This is a genomic window from Roseofilum sp. SBFL, assembly GCF_017746885.1.
Lineage (GTDB): Bacteria > Cyanobacteriota > Cyanobacteriia > Cyanobacteriales > Desertifilaceae > Roseofilum.
Window position 1 is genome coordinate 1 of the sequence record NZ_JAGHZH010000192.1, and the last position, 14,686, is coordinate 14,686.

Annotated in this window: 15 protein-coding genes and 1 pseudogene; 5 read left to right on the plus strand and 11 right to left on the minus strand. The window is 44.9% G+C overall.

Translation table 11 applies throughout. From position 1 onward, the window contains the following. Positions 1-169 precede the first annotated feature (169 nt). A pseudogene (locus J7545_RS21935) lies at positions 170-691 on the plus strand (DUF4915 domain-containing protein); the annotation flags it as partial. An 82-nt stretch (positions 692-773) separates the two neighbouring features. Here J7545_RS21935 and J7545_RS21940 read toward each other — a convergent pair. The 10 genes from J7545_RS21940 to J7545_RS21985 form a co-directional block, all read right to left on the minus strand. Beyond that, on the minus strand, positions 774-3,002 hold the full coding sequence (locus J7545_RS21940) for an NB-ARC domain-containing protein (protein ID WP_318720124.1): 2,229 nt from the start codon (positions 3,000-3,002) through the stop codon (positions 774-776). Positions 3,003-3,033: 31 nt separating this feature from the next. After that, positions 3,034-3,300: a hypothetical protein gene (locus J7545_RS21945; RefSeq protein ID WP_318699982.1), complete on the minus strand. Its 267-nt coding sequence runs from the start codon at positions 3,298-3,300 to the stop codon at positions 3,034-3,036. Positions 3,301-3,332: 32 nt separating this feature from the next. Then, positions 3,333-3,710: a hypothetical protein gene (locus tag J7545_RS21950; protein WP_318720125.1), complete on the minus strand. Its 378-nt coding sequence runs from the start codon at positions 3,708-3,710 to the stop codon at positions 3,333-3,335. A 261-nt stretch (positions 3,711-3,971) separates the two neighbouring features. Continuing rightward, positions 3,972-4,265 carry a type II toxin-antitoxin system RelE/ParE family toxin gene (locus J7545_RS21955; protein WP_318699980.1) on the minus strand — a complete coding sequence of 98 codons (294 nt, stop codon included), beginning with the start codon at positions 4,263-4,265 and terminating at the stop codon, positions 3,972-3,974. After that, positions 4,262-4,552 carry a hypothetical protein gene (locus tag J7545_RS21960; protein WP_318699979.1) on the minus strand — a complete coding sequence of 97 codons (291 nt, stop codon included), beginning with the start codon at positions 4,550-4,552 and terminating at the stop codon, positions 4,262-4,264. Before J7545_RS21960 ends, J7545_RS21955 begins: the two co-directional genes overlap by 4 nt. Before the next feature lie 94 nt (positions 4,553-4,646). Continuing rightward, positions 4,647-4,994: a DUF86 domain-containing protein gene (locus tag J7545_RS21965; protein WP_318699978.1), complete on the minus strand. Its 348-nt coding sequence runs from the start codon at positions 4,992-4,994 to the stop codon at positions 4,647-4,649. Next, positions 4,966-5,334: a nucleotidyltransferase family protein gene (locus J7545_RS21970; protein WP_413038732.1), complete on the minus strand. Its 369-nt coding sequence runs from the start codon at positions 5,332-5,334 to the stop codon at positions 4,966-4,968. Before J7545_RS21970 ends, J7545_RS21965 begins: the two co-directional genes overlap by 29 nt. 129 nt (positions 5,335-5,463) lie before the next feature. Beyond that, positions 5,464-7,053: a glycoside hydrolase family 57 protein gene (locus J7545_RS21975; protein ID WP_318699976.1), complete on the minus strand. Its 1,590-nt coding sequence runs from the start codon at positions 7,051-7,053 to the stop codon at positions 5,464-5,466. A 147-nt stretch (positions 7,054-7,200) separates the two neighbouring features. Continuing rightward, positions 7,201-8,652, minus strand: a complete 1,452-nt coding sequence (locus J7545_RS21980) for an LCP family protein (RefSeq protein WP_271937751.1) — start codon at positions 8,650-8,652, stop codon at positions 7,201-7,203. A gap of 143 nt (positions 8,653-8,795) precedes the next feature. Beyond that, positions 8,796-9,164: a hypothetical protein gene (locus tag J7545_RS21985; protein ID WP_318699975.1), complete on the minus strand. Its 369-nt coding sequence runs from the start codon at positions 9,162-9,164 to the stop codon at positions 8,796-8,798. A gap of 132 nt (positions 9,165-9,296) precedes the next feature. Between J7545_RS21985 and J7545_RS21990 the strand changes: the two genes are divergently transcribed. From J7545_RS21990 to J7545_RS22005, 4 genes are all read left to right on the plus strand, one after another. Beyond that, entirely contained in the window at positions 9,297-10,517 is a 1,221-nt protein-coding gene (locus J7545_RS21990) for a caspase family protein (protein ID WP_318699974.1), read from the plus strand. 35 nt (positions 10,518-10,552) lie between these two features. After that, on the plus strand, positions 10,553-10,813 hold the full coding sequence (locus J7545_RS21995) for a hypothetical protein (protein ID WP_318699973.1): 261 nt from the start codon (positions 10,553-10,555) through the stop codon (positions 10,811-10,813). A 36-nt stretch (positions 10,814-10,849) separates the two neighbouring features. Beyond that, positions 10,850-11,092, plus strand: a complete 243-nt coding sequence (locus J7545_RS22000; protein ID WP_318699971.1) for a hypothetical protein — start codon at positions 10,850-10,852, stop codon at positions 11,090-11,092. Positions 11,093-11,239: 147 nt separating this feature from the next. After that, the gene (locus tag J7545_RS22005; protein ID WP_318699970.1) at positions 11,240-12,082 is read left to right on the plus strand and encodes a hypothetical protein; all 843 of its coding nucleotides are present in this window, start codon (positions 11,240-11,242) and stop codon (positions 12,080-12,082) included. A gap of 54 nt (positions 12,083-12,136) precedes the next feature. Here J7545_RS22005 and J7545_RS22010 read toward each other — a convergent pair whose 3' ends face one another. After that, positions 12,137-14,617 (minus strand): HAD-IC family P-type ATPase, encoded by a 2,481-nt coding sequence (locus tag J7545_RS22010; RefSeq protein WP_318720126.1) that lies wholly within the window; start codon positions 14,615-14,617, stop codon positions 12,137-12,139. Between the last annotated feature and the right edge of the window lie 69 nt (positions 14,618-14,686).

A 14,686-nucleotide genomic window follows, 5' to 3' on the forward strand; every position in this document is an offset into this window, starting at 1 on the left:
AGGGTGTGGCGATCTCATTTTTGCCCATATGCATACTCTTGGGAATTGATATGCAGAAAAAATGGCGCGATCGCCTGCCTTGTCTACACTCTACGATTCCGAAAAGCTAAAGCTTTTCGGAGAGTGACAGAAGAGGGGTAAATGCCAGTTTTGGTTAAGCGATCGCCGTGAAGGCTGGCGGGAAAATAAGGCCAAGGGCGGTATTTTAATCGATGTGGCAAGCGATGAAATTGTGCAGCAGGGTTTATCGATGCCCCATTCACCGCGCTGGTATGGGAATCGCCTGTGGTTGCTAGAGTCGGGTCAGAGCAGCTTGGTAACAATTGAGCCTTTGTCCGGTCAAAGGCAAACCGTCGCCCAACTTCCCGGTTTCACGCGGGGGTTGGATTTCTACGGTTCTTTGGCGTTGATCGGTCTTTCCCAAGTACGGGAAACGGGTGTTTTTAGTGGCATTCCCATTACTGAGGCAAAAGGCGATCGCATTTGTGGCGTTTGGGTGGTCAATATTCAAACAGGAGAAACCCTTGCTTTTTTAAGGTTCGAGGATGCCGTACAGGAAATTTTTGCCGTTCGGGTGCTTCCAGGAATCCGTTTTCCGGAAATTATCGATTTTAATGAGGAATTATTGGCCACTTCCTATGTTTTGCCCGACGAAGCGTTAGCAGAAGTGGCAAATTACAGCCAAGGATAGCATAAGGGTTTCAGCTTATCCAAAACTCATATTACATCACTCTTGATTTCCAAGAGAAATAATCTTTGAAGTCACCTGTAACTCAGCCAATTCTTTCTAAATCGTGCCACAACCACCGATAAACCATCTTAGTTACTGGATACCATCCTAAAGAATCTTCTCTCATATGAATATAAGGATGAATTGGCTCACTGCAATCTCGTAAATGTAAGCGATCTTGCACTATCTTCTTAGACAAATGAGGCAAGCGGTAATCTTCCCTTAATAACCTTTGGTCGCCCAATTCAAAATCTACACTATTTTTAGAACCTTTAGGCAAGGAAACCCAACACCAACTAATACTAACTGAGCCTCGCTTATGTTTAGGGGGTGTAACCACACCTACGATTTTAGCAGGTAGGATTGATGCAAGTTGTAACTCTGCTACAAGATAACTGAACCAAGTATCAAGCAACTGTTGATAGCTATCAATTGCTTTTTGATAAACATCTTCCACATATTCAAGCACAATCTCAGGAGAGACTATATCAGTTTCACAGAAAGATCTGAATGTGGATGGAAGAGTTAAATAAGTTTCATCTTGTGAACGACTTTTGTTTAATTGATCTTCTAATTGACTAATGCAAAATTGAATCATTTTTGAAGCTTTAGAAATTTCTAGTTTATCTAACCTAGATTCAATCTCATCTATCCGAATCGGTTGAAAATTGGGGGAACGTATTCCTGTTACATATAAGGCTCCATGCCAAGCTGCCTCGAAAGAAAGATAACTTTCGGAAACAGGGATACGTCTCTCAATTACGAGTGTAGAGAGTTTCTTAGTAATGATTTGAAAATTTTTCTGCCAAACCCAAGATACTTGTGGTTGATAATAGAGACCGAGACGGTCAACAATATCTGGATTGTCAAAATTGAAGGTAATGAGACACTTTCTCAGGTTGGTTTCATCAATTTTTGTATCAAAAAATTCAACATCTATTCCAGGTAAATTACCATCTTCATTCAATCGCATCACTAATTTGCTAAGACAGCCTATTCCTACAGAACAACTCTCCATCGCTACTCGGAATAAGTTTTCTATTCTCATTGCATCTGGTTCAAAATTATATATTTCAAAACTCCAATATGACATAGAATTATTTAGTACATTAAATGCATAAAATGGATTTGTTTTAACAATTTTTGCAAATTCATATGCCACATTCTCTAACAATTTAGTTTTATCTAATTCTAAAAAATTCAATTGAAAGAATTGTCGAATTAGTGGATGTAGTTGATAGCGTCCTTCCTCCACCCGTTGCAATAAACTTAATCCTACCAAGCCTTCTTGCCAGTCCTCTAAATCTTCCTCATCTACCTCCGAATGAATCGTTTCCACCCATGACCAAGTTATCGGTGCTGGAGCAAACAAACTCAGCAACCGTCCCAACTCCTTCTCTTCTTCTACCAACTCCTGCCAACTCAACTCAAACGCCGCAGCTACCCCTCGCTCGGCCGTCATCTCCGCCGACCTATCCTGCAAAGAGCGATGCTCTAATCCCAACCGCTCCCGCATCTTCAGCAACGATAAATCCCGTTTCTTGGCCAAATACCGCCCCACCAACTCCAACGCCAACGGTAAATAACCCACATCCGCACACAGGGCTTTCGCTGTCTCCCACTCCCGCTCTATCCGCTCCTCCCCCACAAATGACACCAACAACTGCAATGCCGCCTCTTCCGCCAACACCGGCAATTCTAGGCGTTGAAAGGATTTCCACTTTTGCTTGCGCGTGGTCACCAACACCTTAAACCGTCCATCCGACGGCAGCACTCCCTCAATCGTCTCGTACTCCTGCACATCATCAAACACCACCAGCACCTTACCCTCCGGTTTCCAGTGCTGCCAACAGTAATCTACCCGCTCTTTCAAATTCCACTCTTCCGAAGGATTCAAATCCAGCCGCGACTTGGCAAAACTCAAAAACTGCACCGCCACATCCACACCGCGCCCCTCCAACCAGCACGCTCCCCCCGGATAAGCCTTTTCCAGAAACCGACGAGCATACTGTAATGCCAACTCCGTCTTGCCAATTCCCCCCATTCCCGTCACCGAAGTAATCGCCACCCGCTCCGTTCTCTGGAGCTGCTCGTGTAACCGCTCCATCACTTCATCCCGTCCCACAAACTCCTTAGCATCTGTCCGTGGCAGATTCTGGGGGATGCCTACCGGTAGGGGTTTTGGGGGTTGATGGACAATCTTACCAATGGCCGTCCCCACTGGCCCCTCGAAATTCATCTGTATTTCTGGCTTAGACTCCTCTTCCGGCATAACCCGTTGACCTCCAGTCCTCAGCAATCTCTTAAAGTAGGTGAGTGACTCCAAAGTGGTGAACGCCCCTGTATCCAATGCGAACGCACCAGATCTGTGCATCCGGGTATCGTTCCATTAATCGATCCGAAGCCGTCATCGTATCATCTGCTAGTTCAAACGCTCCAGTCTCCAGATCGATCGCCACAATCTTGCCATAATTCCCTTCCTCAACTTCAGGACGCACCTGAGATTGATAAATCTCATTCCCCCGTCGCGCAAATTCTTCCTTACCGTAGCGAAATGATTCAACTGTCATCGGTCTAACCTCATGCTTTTCTAAAAAGGGCATTACGGATTCTGGAACCCTTCATAAGCTGCCACCAAAATATTCACATAAGCATTATCCGTCAGTTCCTTCAGCGCCTCGACTCCTCCAGCCTTCAACGCTGCCATTACTCGTTCCTTGAGCGCCGGATTTTTCTCTATCCCGTTCACCGCAACCTCAATCTCTGCCTGAGTATCCGCAGGCAAGTTCTCCGGGTAGGAGCGATTGAGCAATTGCAGTAACTGCTGAATTTCAGCCGCCGAATCCGCCAGACTCTGCTTCGGATTAACATTCACCGTCTCCGCTTTCCCTACTGCGCTATTCACAGAACTGCTAAAGTTCATCTGCACTTCGATATTAGTTGGGGCATTTTGAGAGGCTTCATTGCTCATACAAGTCATTCTCTATATTGCTAGATTGTTAGTCTAAAGTTTAACCGAAATTAAATGGACGAAACAACACTTGCCAGACCTCCATTCCAGTTGTGGAGCGATCGCCAGATTGCATGGTAAAACAATGAACAATGGGGAGGGGTTTGGGGGACTAGTCCCTCAAAGAGATCTCGCACTCAAGCCCAACCAATCATCATTAGACATCTCCCCTTATCCCGAACTCAGGTTCCTCTACTTCCGGCTTAGACTCCTCTTCTGGCAGCACGATTTTTACTCCTCCAAACTATCCGACAGGTTACGATAACCACTAATCACCCGCACGATTTCAATACTATCCTCCATCACTCGATAGAAGATGATATATCCCATCAACGGAGTCCCCCGTAATCCAGATTTCATACGAGCATAAGAACGTCCTGAATAAGGAAAATCCACCAATTGTTGACATTTGCGATGAAACCCCTCAACGAAGCGGTCTCCTGCCTCAACACTTTTGGCTAAAAAATAGTTAGAAATTTCTTCTAAATCCCGACTTGCCCTAGCCGCAATTCTGAGACGACTCATTGCTGTTGTTCTCTAGCTGACAACACTTTTTGCCGCAGTTGAGCAATAACGGTCTCTCCATCCAATACTTCCCCCCGTTCCAATTGCGCTAACCCTTCCTCAACTTTGTGTCGGGTTTGCTCCAGCCATTGTAAGTATTGTGGATTGTCTTCTGGTTCTTCGAGTTCGGTTTCATCAACCAGAAGCATTAGGGCTGTATCTAAAGCATCTTGCAATGAAGGATATCGACCTTGTTGCACTAATGACGTTAAAAGTTGGGTTTGTTCTGCACTTAAAGTAACAGCCATAAGAATGGTAGCGATCGCAATTTAGAGTATTCCTTGTATCATAACGTTACCCTATGCAAAACACCCTGGAGCGATCGCCAGATTGCATGGTAAATTAACCTCCAGGCGATCGCTCTGGTAAGAGTGGAATAATGTACTCTAATAATTCAGGAATATTCGTTTGAACCACTTGCCACACTAAATCAAGCTTCACCTCATCATAGTCGTGAATTAGGCGATCGCGCATCCCAGCAATTTGTCTCCACTCTACCGCCGAATGGCGATCGCGAAACTCTGAAGAAAGACGTTTGACTACTTCACCAATAATCGTAATTTCATACAAAACTGCAAGTTGAGTTCTTTCGTCACCCTCAAAATCAGCTTGAGTCATATTCTCAGTTAATCGGAGAATAGTCCGACAGAATTTCGCGATATCAAGCAAATAGGATTCGTCCCGACTCATAGATAATCCGTGCTGTACTTAAAATATTCTGGCGACGAATCCAATTATGGCTCTCGATAACCGAGCATTTCTCAATCAAATCCACCTTACGCCCCAGCCAATCTTCAAGCTCATATTCTATCGTCAACAAATCGATTAAACTCATCTGCCCTCTGCGGCGATGGTCAAAAACCACTAAAAAATCGATATCACTCCCCTCGTTAAAATCCTCTCGCAGAATTGAACCAAACAAAGCCAATTCCACAATACTCCAGCGCTGGCAAAAATCAGCCAGTTGTTCGGGAGCGATACCTAAACGATTATAAAGTCCATCCTCAAGAAGGAAATCTACTAAGGTCATAGCCATGATCGTTGTATCGGTTGCCAATGGTGCGTTTCACACTTCCTCAATTAAACCTTCGTCTAAAACTTCTTTAATCAACAGAAGAGGGTTAAGTTTGCCCTATATTGCACTTTTTGACGCGTTACCCTAGAGCGGACGATATACCCGATAGTCAATGTTGGGGAAGATATTATCCATATGCTCGACCTTTTCTAGCCAACCACTATCAATCGTTCCAGCTATCACATCGTCATAGATTTTATTAAAGCGCATCAAATGGGATTTGGTGCGCCGGTTGGCATAGGGAACCATGGTTCCGCTACGCATAATGAACGCCCAGTCTGAAGATTGGGCTAACAGGAGTTCCCTGGCACATTGGTTAATGGCTCGTTCTTCGAGGCGATCGCCTCCTTCACGTATGCTTAACTCTACCATGCGATCGGCTGCCTTATGTAAGTGGGGATAAATCCAACTATTGGTTTCATTCAACCAATATTCATGAAATCCTTTATAACCCCAACTTGACTGGGCAGGACGGCACACTTGTTGGGTAGGATAGTCATTTAAATAATCCGATAAATGGGTCATCGCATAGGTGCTTTGATCGAACCAAGTTTTGCGATACAGATAATCTAAAAACCAAGGTCCTTCATACCACCAATGGCCAAATAATTCCGCGTCGTAGGGCGATAAAATAATTGGCGGACGTTGCATAATGCGGTGCAGATGTTGCACTTGATATTCCCGATTAAACATGAAATTTCCGGCATGTTCAGCCGTTTTTTCTTTTGCCCAATAGGGATCGTAGAGTTCTTTTTCTGATAATCCTAAGCCTCGACCACTAATTTTATGATATTTAATACCAATATTTTTCCGTTGTCCATTGGGTAAAATGTAAGGTTTAATATATTCATATTCTGCTTCCCATCCCAAGTCTTTATAAAATTCTCGATATTCTGGCGCTCCTGGATAACCCACTTGAGAGGACCACACTTGTTGGGAGGATTCATGATCGCGGCCAAAAGCGGCTACTCCAGTCTCGGTGAAAATGGGGGCATAGGTTCCAAATCGAGGACGGGGACGAGCATACATAATCCCATGACCATCAATGAGAAAATAGCGCAGTCCAGCATCGGCTAGCAGTTCTTCTACACCTTCATAATAGGCACATTCGGGTAACCAAATTCCCCTAGGAAGCTGACCAAAGATATCTTGATAATGATCGCAAGCGACTTTAATTTGTGCCCAAACGGTTTCTGGCCGCCTTCTCATTAAGGGGAAGTAACCATGGGTTGCACCACAGGTGATAATGTCGAGATTATTACTATCCTGAAATTGCTTAAAGGCGGTAATTAAGTTGCCTTGATATCTCTCCCAAGTGGCGCGAGTATTGGCAAATTCTTGGGCATAAAATTCTGCTAAATATTTGAGGTGACCGTGATATTTGTAGCGATCGATTTCTTTTTCAATTAATTCTTGGAGTTGGGCTAAATGGTGGTCATAGCGTTTTTGTAGGAGGGGGTCCATGAGCATGGAGACAAGTGGAGGAGTCAAGCTCATGGTTAGTTTGAAGTCTACCCCATCCCGTTTGAGTCCTTCAAAAATATGAATTAAGGGAATATAGGTTTCTGTAATTGCCTCGTAGAGCCATTCTTCCTCTAAGACATAGTTACTTTCTGGATGACGGACAAAGGGAAGGTGGGCATGAAGAACAAAGGCAAGATATCCAATAGCCATAGAGAGTTCCGTAGGAGTTTGATCAGATGGGTGGGCGTTTTTCACCTCTTTATTACAATACAGCAGTAGTGGGTCATGGTTAATGGGTAATTAGCTAGGCAATAGGCAATAGAGAATTTTCAATTTCACTGCGTCCCTCTATCTCCTCTAATAGGATTGCCATTCAGAATAGGAGGTAGAGTCGATCCTTGATTCTGTTGCCATTTGCGTTAACCAGTCTTGGCCGAGTTGAATGGTGACATCGGATTGTAAACTACCGGTGCTTTCAACACGGACTTCTCCAAACCCGAGGACGTTACGAATGGCTCTGGCGCTTTCGATATTGCCGTCTTGGGCAATAATGCGGGTGGTAGTGAGGGGATCGCTCCAGGAATTAGTAGAATAGAGGTTATAGTAGCCTTGGGCTTCTAACCAAATGAAGAGTTGATCGACGGATTCGAGTTGGCCGGTGGTGTCTTGAATGGCGATCGCCAATTGGGTCGGATCGATCTCATAATCGGTATAGTCGTCATAGGCTTCATAGCCAAAATCAAAATGCTCGGCCATCAGCGAGTCAATACTACCGTAATTCGGAACCCAATAACTGGCATCAAATTCTTCTAGTTCGCTAAATCGCCCGGGTAAGAGTAACATCTGCATTTTAGAGCGATCGGTTTGCCCAGCAAAGTTGGCTAGGGCTAATAATTCTTCTACGCTTAAGTTGGTGTCAATATGGGAGCGAATAACCGATAAAATTTTGGGTAATCTGCTCAGGGTGGCTGGACTGAGGGTTTGTTCCGTCATTGCTCGTAAGAACATCTGTTGCCGTTGAATGCGCCCAATATCGCCTAAATTATCGTAGCGGTAGCGCAAAAATTGTAGAGCTTGAGCACCGTTTAGGTGTTGAGTTCCAGCTTTGAGATTGATGTAGAGATGTTGGCTATCATCTTGGTATTTCATGTCCTTGGGCACATGAACCGTGACTCCACCCAAAGCATCAATCAGTTTTTCAATGCCTTGGACGTTGATGCGAACATAGCGGTCAATTCCTACGCCTCCGAGTAGTTCGCTGATGGAACTGGCGGTTAGGGCTGGGCCACCATGGTAGTTGGCTGCGTTGATTTTGACTAGACCATGGCCTTCGACCCAGGTGCGGGTGTCACGAGGAATGGAAAGGAGGGTGACTTTATTTGTGGTTGGCTCAAACCGCAGCATGAGCATGGTATCGCTGAGACCTTCAAAGGAGTTGACGAGGGCGTGGTATCCTAAATCGGCGATTTCTTCGGGAGGGGTGTCTACATCGGAGGTGAGGACTTTTACCCCTAGAATCATAATGTTGACGGGGCGGGTGAGTTCGGGGAGTTGGAGGTTGTTACCGGAAGAGATTTTTTCCCCTTGACCAAAAACGGCAGCTTCTTCTGGAGTGAGTCTGCTTTGCATTAGGGGGGTGCTAATTAAAGATACGGCTAACAGGGCCCCAGCCGTGGCTGATAATAGGGCAATACCCGTTAGTCCTAGTCCAATGGAGAGCCATCGCAAACCACTCCCAAGGGGTCTGGGGACGGGTTGGGGGTAGGATTTGAAGGGGGTCTTGCGATCGGAGCTTTGATGAATGGACACAGGTTTCCTCACACTTTAATTAGAAATAATGAGAAGAGGTTGGGACTCTTCTGATTTGGGATTCAGCGGCAATTGTTACATATTATTGCCTTTCTCACCACGGGTTGATACCTGGTGAAGGTTGGAGTAGGTTTTTGTTCCGGTTAGGGTAAGCGATCGCCGAGTTCAGAAATGCCCGGAATGCAAATGTTTTGGTGTCTCCATAGGCGAATCATTAACCAAATATTAAGGAAAAAGTAGCCGGAGGTGAGGGTACTGCTGGTGATTAGCAGGGGAAGATGCAGGGATTCGGAAGCGTTGGCGCTGGTGTTGAGTAGACTAATGGCGATCGCCCAACTGAGGGCAAGAACAACGGCTAAACGGCAGGTGAGTTGGATTTGGCGATCGCCTTTTTTCTGGTAGAGCGTCCATAGAGCGGGGACAAATCCGACGACGGGGGCGAGGTACACATAGAGCTGTAGGCGCTTGAAATAGGGATTTTCCTTATTTTCGGGCGATCGGCGATCGGTCATTATCGAGTTCCATCAGCAAGTCCTTTACTATCCTACAGGCTTTGGCTCATTCCTTCCGGCGATCGGGTTTCCTAGTCCGGAAAATTTTGGGCACAATGGAAATCATTCATCGTTTGCTTAGAGTTTCCGGTTATGTTTTGGTCTCATCTATTGTCTGCTACCCTGACCAGTTTATCCGCACTGGCCGTTTTTCCCCCCTATTCTGCACCTGTTTCTACTTCATCAACTTGCCAATCTCTGAGTCAGCCCCCCAATTTTCTGGTGGTTGCGGGTGGTGCAAATCCTGCCACTAACGAAATTGCCCTAGAAAAAAACGTCCTTTATTTTCAACGAGTGCTGAAATATTTGGGCTACAACCCAGAACAGGATGCTGATTTTTTCTTTGCCAATGGAAATAATGGACAGCTTACTGTACGTTATTTAGATGAGAATCAGGAAGAAAAATTCAAAGTTCCTCAAATCCCCTTCTTAAACGGATCTTCTACTTTAAAAAACTTGACCAATTGGTTTCAAGCGCCCCCCGCCCAATCTCTCGATCGAGGCTTGTTTCTCTATTTTACTGGCCACGGCTTACAAAATCAAGAAAATACTGAGAATAATACGCTTTTATTGTGGGATCGTCAACAAGTCAGCGTGCAAGAGTTTGCCCAATTATTAGACCTCATGCCCGCCGAAAAGCCTGTCGTTACGATGATGGCTCAATGCTATTCTGGCTCCTTTGCCAATATGATTTATGAAGGGGGAAATTCAGAGAATCCAGTTGCCCCGCAGACTCGATGCGGTTTTTTTGCCACCGTAGAAACTTTACCTTCGGTCGGTTGCACCCCGGAAGTGAATGAAGCAGATTATGTGGACTATAGCTCTAGCTTTTTTGCCGGTTTAAGTGGTCAGAAGCGCACGGGAGAAAGAGCTAATTCTGCGGATTATAACCAGGATGGTCGTATTTCCTATATAGAAGCCCATGCCTTCGCCAAAGTAGATAATAAATCGATCGATTTACCCCTATCGACTTCGGAAAATTGGCTACGGCAAAAGGCATCAGAAGCAGAAATTCAAGAAATCTTAAAGCAACCGATCGCTACGGTGATGAAAACCGCTCGTCCTGAGCAAGTTTATGTGATTAATCAACTGATGGAGACATTTGAATGGAATCATCTCAAGTCTTATCTGGAAAACTTAGAAGATATTAATCCAGAAACCCTAGAAGATGAAGTACAAGAAGCCTTGGCAGTGCGATTAATGCTAGAGTTGGTGAATGTGGGGATGGAAGATAAAGTCCGTCAGAGCGATCGCGAAGAGGATTTAGCGATCTTAAATCGCTTGTTAGAGTGCGAGCAAGGATCGTGGCGGTAAGTGAGTATAATATAATTCTGTTCATATCCAAAAATTTGCTAGATAATGCTCGTGCAAAGGAGGCAGAAAATAGCCCGCCAGGAATCTATTATTTAGGGGATCTGTATAAAAGTGCTATCATCGTTATCCATCAATTGCCGAGAACTCCAGAAACTCTATGGTTGAGACTTCTGGGAAGAGGAACAGTTCAACAACAAGCCATTCAAGAATTGGAGAGCCTGCCGCCAACCCATCGATGGCGAGCGAATGTGATAAAATTAGTGTGCCATTTTTTAGCGGTTTTAGCCCTACGGTAAAACCCAGCAGCCGATCCAGATGAGGAGGTGCTAATCGTGACTCTAACTCAATTGTATGAAGAGGCGATCGCCCAACTGCGCGAAGAGGGAGAACAACGAGCAACCCTTCGGTTGATAGCGGATATTTTGCGTGTCCGTTTTGGAGAAGTGGATGAGGAACTAGCCGTTATTGTGGAGGAAATTGCTACCCTGTCATCAGATGAGTTTACGCCTCTGTTGCTACAATTGTCTCGCGAAGAGCTATTAGAGCGATTTAGAAAGGACGCAGAAGGGGAATAGGGGCGATCGCCTAGAATGGAAAATACAGATGACGTGAATTAGCGATCTCCACACTTGAATGCAGTATGAGCGGAAAAGACTTGAGCCATATCTCTCGGACTAATTGGGAAGCATTAGAGAATAGGTTTGCGTGGATAAGGTGTCATTATGAGTGAACAACAGGAAAACACAGCCAATAATCGAATTTCTCAATCTGACAAAAATCAAAAATTTTTGGAAAAATCACAGATTGTAGTAGGAATAATGGTAGCAGTTTTTGGTTTATACACATCATGGCAATCAACTATAGCTGCACAAAACTCACAAAAACTTGCAGAACGGGTGCAAGAAATTGAAAGGACTCAAAAGTTTGCAGAGCTAATTCAACAACAATTGAACAATTTAGCTGGAGAAGAAACAAAAGCAAAGATTGCTCTGATGAGTCTTTATGCTTTAGCTGAAAGCAATAAAGAAAAAATCATCTTGTTTAGGATTGCAGTATCTAGTCAGAATAAGGAATTGACTAGCACTATATCAGACTTAATTGCTGATGATCCTTCAGTCGCGGCTGATTTTGAAAACGAAATTTTTTCTAAATTAGCTAGAATACAGACAGTAGAAAATCTGATTATAGTACCGACACCAGAGAGTCCGAAGATAGAAACCTATGATCCAGTGGAAATAGAAACAAGTCCTGAAAAAAAACTATTGCAGCAACTTACGCAAGAACAATCCAATGTAGAAGGATGGATATATCTGGGAAAAGTGGATAGGGGTAGTCAAACCTTAGAAAATGATAAAACGATTAAGCAAGATACCATTCCTAAGAAGCAGACAATTATTGAAAGCATTACCTCAATTAACTTAAGAGTAGGCGGAAGAGCATCCTCTCCAATTAGGGGGATAATTGCTCCTGATTCTAGACTAGAAGTTCAGGAGATAAAAAAAATTCCTATTGATGAGTATTATGAGGCTATTTGGGCTAAGATATTACAACATTCCGCGAACTAAAGTACTTCTATCGCTTATGTCCCTATCTGCACCATTTTGATATAAAGCATTCGATTAATGAAATTTCCCCAAGAAACGCTCTAACCATTTCCGTCGCCAGGTGAGGCGCAGGAGATAGATCCACAGCAAAACGATCGCCAGAATAAAGGCGTAATCTGATGCTGATAATAGCGTCAAGTCAAAGAAGTTTCTCACGGGGGCGATCGCCAAAATCAACCCGTATAACCCCAACAAACTCACCGCAACCCTCGTATATCGCCAATCTCCGCTCAGGGTTTCCACTGCTACCCAGAACCGCGTTGGAGGTTTGAGAAATAACATTAACGTTAATCCGCAGAAGACTAAGAGAGTGACTAACGCACTGCGAGGAATGGCTAATAACTCATTATCCACAATCACCATTCCACCCTGACTGACTGCTCGCCAAACACTGGTGACTAAATAGCCTAAATACACGATTAATCCGGCTAAGGTTACGGATAATGTGGCGGGTAAAATAAACCGGAATAAAGAACGGATCGGATTTCTACCCTGTTCCCCTCCTGGTTTCGCATAAATGGGCAGACTCATGGTTGGAAAGCCGACAGAAAGCGCAGTCACCAAAGCGCTATGTTTATTCAATAAGGGAAATGTGCCAATCACTTGACCTGTGGCTAAAATGAGTAACGTAAAGGAAAAAATACGGATAATAAATAACTTCAATACATCCTGAATTCCGTTTTGAATTCGTTGCCCTTCTAACAGTGCAAAGGGGAGCGAAACAAACGAATCTTTTAATAATACCAAATCCGCCACTGCTTTGGTTGCTTTACTGCCACTTTCCATGGCTATCCCCAAATTTGCTTGTTTCAGGGATAAAACATCATTCACTCCATCCCCAATCATGGCTACATAAATTCCTTTTTGCCGCAATTCTTTCACCAATTGCGCTTTTTGATCGGGAGTAATGCGCCCAAAAATGGTATAGTCTTGAACGACTTGCGGCCATTTTTGCGGCTCAATTTGGGCTAACTCCGCTCCCGAAATCATTGCCAAGTTGCCCTCTAATCCAACCTGACGGGCGATCGCCTGTACCGTCTGCGGATAATCTCCCGAAATAATCTTTAGTTGCACTCCCGCTTGTTGAAATCCTTGCAGCGTTTCTAACACTCCCGGACGCAATTTATCTCCTAAAATGACCAATCCCAAAGGGGCGAGGTTAGGGGGAATCGTGGGCGTATTGTCGCGTTCGCGAAGCGACTCCAAAGGAGTATCGTAAAGGTTGATAATCTCTGGAGAACCTGCAAACAGCAAGACGCGATAGCCTTGTTCCGTCCACTGGTGAATCGTTTCCCCGATATTCTCGGAAAGGGGAATCGAACGCGCTAGGATATCCGGAGCGCCTAACACATAGGTTCCTTGTACCGCCCCAGGAGCAAAAATACACCCGCTCCACTTGCGTGCAGAAGTAAAGGGAACTTCCTCCTTAACGGGTTGTGGGGAATGGGGAGAATAATGAGCGATCGCCTCACTCGTAGCGTTTTGAGTCGTCGAACTCGCGGCATAAACGCCTAAAACCTGCTCTAGACGCTCTGTTTCGCCATCAATTGCCTCTAACTGATGCACTTCAATTTGATTCGCGGTTAGCGTTCCCGTCTTATCCAAACAGAGAATTTCCACATGGCTCAGGGATTCCACAGAATTCGCCTGTTGAATCAGAATATCTCGATCTAGCATCCGCACCGCTCCCAGAGCATAGGCTAAAGTAATCGATAAATAGAGGCCCGCAGGCACTAAACTAGAGATTACCGCCGCTTTTTGCACCCCATCGCTCACCGATAAGGTACGGCTGAGAACGGCGATCGCCACTAAAATCCACAGAAATCCAGCCACCAAGATAAAGATGCGAATCACCAGATTAATCCGATCCTGTAAAGGAGTATACACCTGTCGCACCGCCCTAGCCCCCGAAGCCAGACGATAAGCGAGGGTTTCCTTCCCCACCTGTTGTGCTTCATAATACCCATTGCCGCTAATGCAAAACGTGCCAGAGAGCAGGCGATCGCCCGGTTTTTTGACAATGGCATCACTTTCCCCCGTTAACAGAGACTCATCCACCTCAATTTGTCCCTGCAACACCTCCCCATCAAGGATGATTTGCTCTCCAGGAACCAGATGCAATACATCTCCCTGAACCAGTTCACGAGGATCGAGGGTGCATTCTTCACCATTGCGCATCACCCGCGATCGCGGACGAGTTAACAACGCTACCCGATCTAACTTGCGTTTCGCCCAAATTTCCTGACAGACACTCACCATCACTGCACTAAACAACACCGCAATCACAATCGCTCCATCGCTGTAGCGTCCCAGGGAAATTAGCAGCATAAAAATCGAAAAGAATACCCCATTAATGAAGGTAAACACGGTTTCGCGTAAAATATCTTGATAGGAGCGACTATTGGGTAAACTAACATTATTATGCAAGCCTGACCGATAGAGACTTTCCACGCGATCGTCCGTTAATCCGGTCGGTATAGAATTAGCATTTACCATGAAGCATGATTGATGGATAATGAGGGAATAAAAAGCCAAGCGGCTAGGTACATTTGAGACTCAATTATC

What these genes read in the sequence shown, in the direction of transcription:
- J7545_RS21940 (WP_318720124.1), bottom strand. Translation starts at nt 3,002, where the DNA reads ATGCCGGAAGAGGAGTCTAAGCCAGAAATACAGATGAATTTCGAGGGG.
- J7545_RS21945 (WP_318699982.1), bottom strand. Translation starts at nt 3,300, where the DNA reads ATGACAGTTGAATCATTTCGCTACGGTAAGGAAGAATTTGCGCGACGG.
- J7545_RS21950 (WP_318720125.1), bottom strand. Translation starts at nt 3,710, where the DNA reads ATGACTTGTATGAGCAATGAAGCCTCTCAAAATGCCCCAACTAATATC.
- J7545_RS21955 (WP_318699980.1), bottom strand. Translation starts at nt 4,265, where the DNA reads ATGAGTCGTCTCAGAATTGCGGCTAGGGCAAGTCGGGATTTAGAAGAA.
- J7545_RS21960 (WP_318699979.1), bottom strand. Translation starts at nt 4,552, where the DNA reads ATGGCTGTTACTTTAAGTGCAGAACAAACCCAACTTTTAACGTCATTA.
- J7545_RS21965 (WP_318699978.1), bottom strand. Translation starts at nt 4,994, where the DNA reads ATGAGTCGGGACGAATCCTATTTGCTTGATATCGCGAAATTCTGTCGG.
- J7545_RS21970 (WP_413038732.1), bottom strand. Translation starts at nt 5,334, where the DNA reads ATGACCTTAGTAGATTTCCTTCTTGAGGATGGACTTTATAATCGTTTA.
- J7545_RS21975 (WP_318699976.1), bottom strand. Translation starts at nt 7,053, where the DNA reads ATGGCTATTGGATATCTTGCCTTTGTTCTTCATGCCCACCTTCCCTTT.
- J7545_RS21985 (WP_318699975.1), bottom strand. Translation starts at nt 9,164, where the DNA reads ATGACCGATCGCCGATCGCCCGAAAATAAGGAAAATCCCTATTTCAAG.
- J7545_RS21990 (WP_318699974.1), top strand. Translation starts at nt 9,297, where the DNA reads ATGTTTTGGTCTCATCTATTGTCTGCTACCCTGACCAGTTTATCCGCA.
- J7545_RS22005 (WP_318699970.1), top strand. Translation starts at nt 11,240, where the DNA reads ATGAGTGAACAACAGGAAAACACAGCCAATAATCGAATTTCTCAATCT.
- J7545_RS22010 (WP_318720126.1), bottom strand. Translation starts at nt 14,617, where the DNA reads ATGGTAAATGCTAATTCTATACCGACCGGATTAACGGACGATCGCGTG.